This is a genomic window from Rhizobacter sp. P2_H2, assembly GCF_056403375.1.
Genome location: NZ_JBFUFP010000223.1, coordinates 1 through 6599, shown reverse-complemented (window position 1 = coordinate 6599; position 6599 = coordinate 1). Strand labels below are relative to the sequence as shown.

Annotated in this window: 6 protein-coding genes; 5 read left to right on the top strand and 1 reads right to left on the bottom strand. The window is 69.4% G+C overall.

Features of this window, described 5'->3' with window-relative positions; genetic code table 11:
* A partial coding sequence (locus AC1D15_RS13845; protein WP_477826434.1) for an MFS transporter occupies positions 1-856 on the bottom strand: 856 nt, incomplete at its 3' end.
* 224 nt (positions 857-1080) lie between these two features.
* On the opposite strand from AC1D15_RS13845, the gene AC1D15_RS13840 reads away from it, so the two are divergent.
* The 5 genes from AC1D15_RS13840 to AC1D15_RS13820 all read left to right on the top strand — a co-directional run.
* Entirely contained in the window at positions 1081-1536 is a 456-nt protein-coding gene (locus tag AC1D15_RS13840) for a type III secretion system chaperone family protein (RefSeq protein WP_477826433.1), read from the top strand.
* A gap of 122 nt (positions 1537-1658) precedes the next feature.
* Entirely contained in the window at positions 1659-4154 is a 2496-nt protein-coding gene (locus AC1D15_RS13835) for a hypothetical protein (protein WP_477826432.1), read from the top strand.
* Positions 4155-4211: 57 nt separating this feature from the next.
* The gene (locus AC1D15_RS13830) at positions 4212-4430 is read left to right on the top strand and encodes a SlyX family protein (RefSeq protein ID WP_047505769.1); all 219 of its coding nucleotides are present in this window, start codon (positions 4212-4214) and stop codon (positions 4428-4430) included.
* A 70-nt stretch (positions 4431-4500) separates the two neighbouring features.
* A complete protein-coding gene (locus AC1D15_RS13825; RefSeq protein ID WP_477826431.1) occupies positions 4501-5895 on the top strand; it encodes a tetratricopeptide repeat protein in 1395 nt (464 codons plus the stop codon).
* Positions 5858-6599, top strand: a 742-nt coding sequence (locus tag AC1D15_RS13820; RefSeq protein WP_477826430.1) for a cupin-like domain-containing protein, incomplete at its 3' end; no start/stop codon positions are given. The genes AC1D15_RS13825 and AC1D15_RS13820, both read left to right, overlap by 38 nt.

Here is a 6599-nt window from a genome sequence, read left to right as displayed (position 1 = left end):
GGGCGGTCCACGAGAACGTCAGCTGCACCAGCGCGATGCAGGCGAACAGGCCGGCCATCGCCGGCATCAGCCGCCAGTCGGCCAGCCGCCCGCCGAGCAGGCCGCCCACCGTGATGCCGCCGCCGAACAGCATCAGCGCCCAGCTGATCTGGTCGGGCGAGAAGCCGGTGACGTCGCGCAGGATGTAGGCGATGTAGGTCAGCACGGTGAACATGCTGACCGAGGCCAGCGTGCTGATCAGCAGCGAGCACTGCACCTGGAAGCGGGCGATCGCGCGGAACTCGCGCAGGATGCTGCCCTCCTGCGCGGGCAGCGCCGACGGCAGCCAGCGCCACAGCGCGGTGATCGCGACCAGCCCGATGCCGGTGACGGCCCAGAACGTCGAGCGCCAGCCGGCCGCATGGCCGAGCGCGGTGCCCAGCGGCACGCCGAGGATGTTGGCCACCGTGAGGCCGGTGAACACCAGCGAGACGGCCTGCGCCCGCTTCTCGTGCGGCACCAGCCCGGCCGCGACGACCGCGCCGATGCCGAAGAAGGCCGCATGGCAGAACGCGGTGACGACGCGCGCGACCATCAGGAACTCGTAGTTCGGTGCGATCGCGCACAGCGCATTGCCGAGGATGAACAAGCCCATCAGCGAGACCAGCGCCCGCTTGCGGTGCCACTTGGCGGTGAGGATCGCGAGGATCGGCGCGCCGATCGTCACGCCGAACGCATAGCCGGAGACCAGCATGCCGGCCACCGGCGCCGTGACGCCGAAGTCGCGGGCGACATCCGGCAGCAATCCCATGATCACGAATTCGGTGGTGCCGATGCCGAATGCGGCGGCGGCCAGGGCGAGCAGGGGAAGGTTCACGGGAGGGGGAGCGCGTGCGGAGGAAGCCCCGAACTCTACGTGGAAACCCGAAAGTCCGTTCGCGCCGGGAGATGCCTGGATGCCGGCCGAAGTGGGTGGAAGTGCAGTCGCAATGCAGGGAGGCAGGCCATCCGTCTGGAATTGCTGCATTGCGATCTGACACACAGCTTGCGCTCCCACACGGGGGCGTGAACCAGGGAGGGAATCCCCACAAAGGGTGACCCATGTTTCAAGAGCGATTCGAAGCGTTGATGGCGGGCTTGGCCGCGAGCCTGGAACTGGATGATCTGCCGGACCTGTTCCACAAGGGGCTGATCAACGTGGCCGGCACCGACGTGTTGCTGGGCTGTGCGCCGGACGGATCCGTCCGGATGGTGCTCGATCTCGGACCGCTGCCGCAGCATGAGCCGGAGCTCTTGCGCCGGCTGCTGCAGTTGAACCTGCGGCGTGCCGATGACGCACCGCTCACGCTGGCGCTGCACCCGGTGACCGGGCACATCGTCGGGGTCGCGCTCGTGGCGCCCGAGATCCTCGAATCGCCGGAGGCCTTGTCGACATGGTTGCTGTGGCAGGTGCCGTCGTGGGTGGCTCGCCTGAAGGCTGATCTGCAGGCCACCGAACTCGCGGCCGGCGGCGAGAGCCCGGCCGGCGCGTGGCATGCGCAAGAGGTGCTGGCATGAAGGAGGCACGCTCTTCGTACGGAACGCGGCGGCCTGGTCTTGGTGCAACCAGCCGTACCTCGGCGTCTGTCAGTGAATCATCCGACTCGGCGATCACGATGGAAAGCGGAAGCKCGGATGGGTTGAACACTCAGAGCTACGCCGAATTCGTCGCGGTCTATGCGCAGCGTGGCGACTTGGCGCCGGTGCGGCGCTTCGGCGCGCTGGAAGCGTGCCCCTTCCAGACGCAAGCGGAACGCATCCTCGGTGCGGACGTTCCGGCGACGGAGGTGGATCTCCTGGAGGCGCACCTGCAGCTGTCCGCAGAGATCCTCGACCGCATTGCACCTCTGTGCGCCCGCAAGGCGCGCGCGTGGGTCGAGGCCGGCCTCCTCGTCGTGGGGGAGGCCGGCACCAAACTGGCCCGGACCAAGAAGGAGTCGACCGTCGGAAAGCGACAGGCACGGTCCAAGAAGCTCGCTGCCCGCGTGCGGCGCCAGGCGGCCCGTGTCGGCATCACGGGTGGCTCCCATGCCTTCAATCCGCAAGCCCCGGGTGATGTGCTGACGACCCGAAAGCATCGCATCAACTACCTGGTGAATGGCGCGATCCTGGCCATGAAGCTGGGAGCGGCGGCCTCTGGTACTGAGGTCGGACAGCTGATCTCGGGGGTCGGCGAACTCGCCTCCCTGGCGACGCTGGGCTGGCACGGGGCGACCATCGATGGCGTGCTGCTGACCAAGCTGTCGACCATCCAGCAGGCGCAATGCAAGGTGCTGCTGAATTTGGCGGCGGCCGAGACGGTACTGCGCAGCTGGCTGGCAGGCGAGCGGCCTGACCCGCAGCTCGGCCTGCAGGCGATGGAGTTCTGGTCGGCCGTGGCGGCCTGGCCCGACAGCGCTGCCGTGATGGCCGCGACTATCCACCAGTACCACGCCGAGCATGGGCGCAAGCCGGAAGGCTCGCTCTGGATGGCCGATCGCACGGCGAAGCGCAACATGGCCGACGCGCAACAGGCGCAGGGGGGCTGGTTGCGGGACGTTCCAGGGGCGGCTGCACTGGGCATGGCCGCGATCGGCAGAGCGGCGCTCTACATGCTGCACGACTCGGCCATGCTCGGTGTCGCCGGGCCGTTCGGCATGATGGCGGGGCCGTTTGACGTGTTCCAGGGCTGCAACGAGCACACGTGGGCCAAGCTGACGATGCAGCAGTTCAGCTGGCGATTCGAGCAGCTGTCCAAGCTCGAGGCGGAGGTCGGGGAAGATCCGGTGCATGCAGCGATTCTGCTGACCGCAATGATGTACTGCGACCGCAAGATCGGCATCGCGAATACCGAGAGGCTCACCGCCATCAGCCGCATCCTCAATGGGATCGTGCGCGGCGGAGGTGGGACCACGTCGCTGTTGGCGATGCTCCTGCCGCTCCTCGGCATCGGCGTCGCAGCGATGGGCAAAGCCTCCACGGTGGTGGTTGCGGTAGCCGCGATGATCTTCTCGGCGCTGCTGGCCTACCGCCAGCACCTGCGGGCACAGGAAGCCCATGCGCAGAAGGAGGGCGAGCGCAGCAGCAAGGCCCTGAAGGCCACGCGCGACTTCGAGGCGCTGTGCGACAGCTTCATCAAAGGCTTCCAGACCACCCGCGGCAAGGGCAAGTTCGTGAACGGCGCAGTGGGCTACAGCGGGCAAAAGACGACGAGCTATGGCCCCGGCGGGAACGAAGTGCTGGCGTGGGAGGTCATGGCGCGCGAGGTCACCGAAGGGTTCCGGGATGGCCAGCCGCTCAGCTTCTCGATGAAGATGATGCTGCATCTCGGACTCGTGGTGATGGATGCCGATCAACTGGAACACGGCGTGCTGGCGAAGCTGCATGCCGGCGATGAGGCGGGTGCGATGGATACCGTCGAGGGGGTGATCCGCAACCTGCTGGCGGCGCCCACCGCGCGCGCGGCTGAAGCCGTTCAGCCGGCGGTGTTCGAGACGGTCTTCGAGGTCGCCGAGGCGAATGCACAGCTGCTCGCTGGCACCGGGCGGCTGCCCTATGCCGAAGCGATCGCGCTCCTGATGTTCAGTTCGCGCAAGGATGGGGGGCTGGGCGTCGATCGCCCGGCATTCGAGAAGTCGATGAAGGTGCTGGCGCAAGGCTTCGACAAACGCGGCGCCAAGGCGGGCGTGGACGGTGTCTATCGGCGGATGCTTGACTTCAGTCGGACCCTCCTGCCGGTGGAGAGCGAATCACCGGCGCAGCGGCATCTGGGCACCTGGTTTCTTGCCGAAGAGCGCGCGTCGAAGCGGACAGGTTGGACCGGGGCGCTGGCGATGTCTCACTACCGGATCACGCAGCTGCTCGAGGAGGCGACGCTGCAGCAGGATGGCCCCTGGGCGGACCAAGTACGCGCGGCGCTCGATGCCCGCGTCGCACGCCGGTTGCACGGCAGGAGGTCCGGCGAAGACATGCAAATGGTGCGAGAGAAGGTAAAGGCGGTGCTGCTGAACGACGTGCGGGCGCTGCAGGCGGCCGGGGGGCTGGCCGGGTCGGCCGACAGGGTCGCGCAGGAGCTGTTCCTGGCCCTGGCACCGGTACCGGTATCTGCCAGCAAGACTGAGGACGAGGGTGTGGGTGAGAGTGAGGACCTGGGTTGAACTGGTTGGCCGTGCAGCCCGATCCCGAGGCGTCCGCGGCTGAGTTCCAATGCCCCCATGGACTCCGCACACGACACCGACCGCCGCCTCACCGCCCTGGAGATCAAGGCCAGCTTCAGCGAGGACCTGCTCGATTCGCTGAACGCGCTGCTCGCGCGCCAGCAGCAGCAGATCGAGCAGATGGCAGCCCAGATCGCCCTGCTGCGCCAGCAGGCCGCCGGCCAGGACGCCGGGCCGTTCCGCAGCCTGCGCGACGAGCTGCCGCCGCACTATTGACCGGAACAGCCGGGCTCTTGCCCCGCAGCTCCGGGGATCGCCATGTAGGCCGGCGCGCTCCAATGCCGGCATGCAGCCCGCTGCAAGCCAACGCTTCTTCGACGGAACCCGGCACCTCGCCGCGCACGACGCAGCGGGTGCCGAGGCCTGTTTCCGCGAGGCCATCGCGATCGAGCCTGAGCTGGGCGAGGCGCACGCCAACCTCGGCTGGCTGGCAGAGGCCGCCGGCCGCCTCGGCGAGGCCGACGACTGCTACCGCCGCGCGCTCGCGCTGCGGCCGCAGCAACCCACCATCCACCTGAACCACGCCGCGCTGCTGGCGCGGCTGAAACGCTTCGACGAGGCGCTGGCCGCCTGCTGGGCGGCCGTGCAGCTCGATCCCGAGGCGCCGGCCGCCTGGTCCAACCTCGGCGTGCTGCTCGCCCAGATGGGCCGGCACGGCGACGCCGAAGCCTGCTGCCGGCGCAGCCTGTCGCTGGACCCCCAATACCCGAAGGCGCACATCAACCTCGCCTACCTGTGCCTGCGCGACGAGCGCTGGGACGAGGGCTGGTCCCATTACGCGTGGCGCGGCTGGCAGCTCGACCTGGCCGGGCGCGTCACCTGCCCGCGCTGGCAGGGCGAGCCGCTGGACGGCCGCCGCGTGCTGGTCGGCCTGGAGGGCGGCTACGGCGACATGATCCAGTTCAGCCGCTTCGCCACCGTGCTGAAGCAGGCCGGTGCGCTGCGCGTCACGCTGCTGTGTCCGCCGCCGCTGCAGGCGCTGCTGGCGACGCTGGACGGTGTCGACGAGGTGCTGCCGGCCGACGGCCTGCTGCCGCCCGCGCACTGGGATTGCTGGACCTCGGCGACCAGCGTGCCGCGCCACCTCGGCACCCGGCCGGACGCGATCCCCGCCGCCCAACCCTACCTGCGCGCCGAGCCGGCGGCCGCCGCGCGATGGCAGCGGGCACTCCCGGCGAACGGCCTGCGCGTGGGCCTGGTCTGGAAGGGCAACCCCGCGTTCGAGAACGACGACGAGCGATCGCTGCCGTCGATCGACCTGCTGGCGCCGCTGGCCGCGTTGCCCGGCGTGCACTTCGTCAGCCTGCAGAAGGGCGCTGGCGAAGACGAGGCGCTGCGCGCGCCGGTCGCGCTGCACCTGGGCGGCGAGATCGACAGCTTCGCCGACACCGCCGCCATCGTGCAGGCGCTCGATCTCGTGATCTGCGTCGACACCGCGGTCGCCCACCTGGCCGGTGCGCTCGGCAAGCCGTGCTGGGTGCTGCTGCCGCAGCAGATGACCGACTGGCGCTGGCTCACCGGGCGCAGCGATTCGCCGTGGTATCCGGGCGTGCTGCGGCTGTTCCGGCAGGCGCAGCGCGGCGATTGGTCGCCCGTGGTGGCCGAGCTCGCCGCGGCATTGCGTGGGCTATCCTCGGCGAACCATGCCGTCCCAGCCGATCACCACCACACCGATCCTTGAGGTCACCGGCCTCGACGACGAGACGCTGCGCCGCGAGGTGATCGCTGGCGCCCGCCCGACCATCCTGCGCGGGCTCGTCAAGCACTGGCCCGCGGTGCGCCATGGCCTCGCGTCGCCGCTGGCGCTCGCGCAATACCTGGCCGACCACGACAACGGCAGCCAGGTGCAGGCGGTGATGACGCCGCCCGACCAGCACGGGCGGCTCTTCTACAACGCCGACATGAGCGGCTTCAACTTCATGCGCAACCAGCTGCCGCTGTCGACGGTGCTCGAGCAGGTGCTGCGCTACTCCGCCTTCCCGAACCCGCCGGCGGTGGCGGTGCAGAGCTCGCCGATCCCCGACTGCCTGCCCGGCTTCGTCGACGAGAACCCGCTGCCGCTGCTCGGGCGCAGCATCGTGCCGCGCATCTGGCTCGGCAACGCGATCACGACGCCGGCGCACTTCGACGAATCGAGCAACATCGCCTGCGTGGTGGCCGGCCGGCGCCGCTTCACGCTGTTCCCGCCGGAGCAGATCGGCAACCTGTACATCGGCCCGCTCGACCACGCCCCGACCGGCACGCCGATCAGCCTGGTGAACTTCGCGGCGCCCGACTTCGAGCGCTTCCCGCGCTTCCGCGAGGCGATCGCCGCCGCGCAGGTGGCCGAGCTCGAGCCGGGCGATGCGATCCTGATCCCGGCGCTGTGGTGGCACCATGTGGAGT